This window comes from Helicobacter saguini, from assembly GCF_000762875.2.
GTDB lineage: Bacteria > Campylobacterota > Campylobacteria > Campylobacterales > Helicobacteraceae > Helicobacter_A > Helicobacter_A saguini.
Genome location: NZ_JRMP02000046.1, coordinates 1 through 1978, shown reverse-complemented (window position 1 = coordinate 1978; position 1978 = coordinate 1). Strand labels below are relative to the sequence as shown.

Here is a 1978-nt window from a genome sequence, read left to right as displayed (position 1 = left end):
ATTACTTGATTAAAGTTAGATTCTATGATTTCTTTATAGTCTTTTTGGGCGTGTAAGTATATTTGTTCGTTATTCTTTGTGTTGGTTAATGTTAGTTCGTTTATTCCTACTTCATTGTTTCCTATTGTTTTGGAGCTAAGGCTTGTTTGATTGTTGTTATTTATTAGGCTAGGATTTAGTGTGTTATATAGTGAGCCTGAGATATATGGTTTATCTATATCATTATCAAAGTAAGAAATGATTACTTCATCACTTACTCTAGGTAAAGATATAAAGCCACTATTTTGACTAGCAATAGGAGATGCTACTCTTATAAATGGTGAATAAGATATAGATTCTATGTTTTTAGATTCTATGTTAGATTTTATAGAATCTATAGAATCTGCTTGTGATATATCTGTGTTGTTTGTTGTATTAGATTCTATGTTGGTATTGTTGTTAGATTCTATATTTGTGTTGTGTGTTGTTGTGTTGTTTATTGTTATATTATTAGAATCTAGTTTCTTTTTATCCATTATTTCTTGTGCTATAAATGAGTGTAGCCTTACTTTTATTCTATTGTATTTATCTGTGTAGATTGTGTTTGCTTCTTGTTGTATATATTCATTTTCTTCTTGCACATTTCTAGCTTTACTTGCTAGCTCTCCTATTACTATGCCTTGTGTGTTTAGTGGTGGCAAGGGCTTTTGTTTTTGATTTGGAGTATAGGGGATATAGTTTGGTATTAGGCTTATTTCATTATGATATGAGTTTAGATTAGTTTTGTTTGTTAGGTCTATGTTATCTTTAGAATCTATATTGTTTAATATGGCTTCATTTGTTAATGTATGTGTTATTTGTGTGATTATAAAGTGTTTAGATTCTATATTTATTCTTTCATTTAAATCTAGATTATAGATATTGCTTTTTGCTAAGTAAGTGTTATTTAATCTTTGTATTAATCTATATTCAATTGTTTTTATAGAATCTACATAGTATATATCTAGTGGATAATCTATATTCATACTAGTGGAGTAAAAGTTAGGTTGTTTTAAAGTGCTAGATTTAGATAAGTAATAAATGCAAGGGGTGTTTAATATATTATTATTGTTTGTGTTATAAAGTATGCTTTTTATGTTTGTGTGTGTTGTGTTAGAATCTATATTTGCTTTATTATTATAGCTATCATAAAAATATATTACATTTTCTAATTCATAAAAGTATATGGCATTATTATGTGCTAGTCTCGTTATAAAAGCTAAATCAGATTCATTATATTGTGTGATTATATCTTGTGGTTTATATGTGTTTGTAATATTGCTAAAGTCTAAATCTTTATAGATTTTATCTTTATTTAGTGAAAGGATTATTTTTATTACATCTAGGACATTTTTATCTGTATAGATTCTATTAGCTTTATTTAAGCTTAGTCTAAATAAACAAGAGATTATATTAAATGTAAAGAAATGTTTATTAGAAATATTTGTTATGCTAGATGTTATAGAATCTATATTCTTTATGCCTAAGTAATCAATATGTGAGATAATGCCTTTATATATTTTATATTCATTAGATTCTATATTAATGATATTTTCTTTACTAGGATATGGATTAGATATTAATAGACTAGCTTGTTTATTAAGCAAAAGATTTATGGAATCTAGATTAGATTCTATAGTGTTGCTATTTATAGAATCTAGATTGGAATTTGTGGTTTTATTATTTATAGAATCTAGGTTAGATTCTATGGCTTTATTATTGATAAATTCTAGGTGATTATTGCCTGTAAAATCTTTAGAATCTAAATTGATATTAGTTTGCATAGAAGTTTTAGAATCTTGCAATACCTTAGCTATATCATCATTAAGTGATTCTATAAAGCCTTCGCATTTAATATCAAGTAAAGATTCTAAACTCTCAGTAATACTAGCCTTTGTAATAATAAATTCTAAATTATCTATCTTTAGGGTAATAAATGAGTTCATGGGTTTTTCCTTTT

Annotated in this window: 1 protein-coding gene; it reads right to left on the bottom strand. The window is 25.7% G+C overall.

The annotated features are described in order from the left end of the window. The coding region (locus LS64_RS12065; protein ID WP_238699495.1) for a contractile injection system protein, VgrG/Pvc8 family at positions 1-1964 on the bottom strand (1964 nt) is incomplete at its 3' end. Positions 1965-1978: the final 14 nt, after the last annotated feature.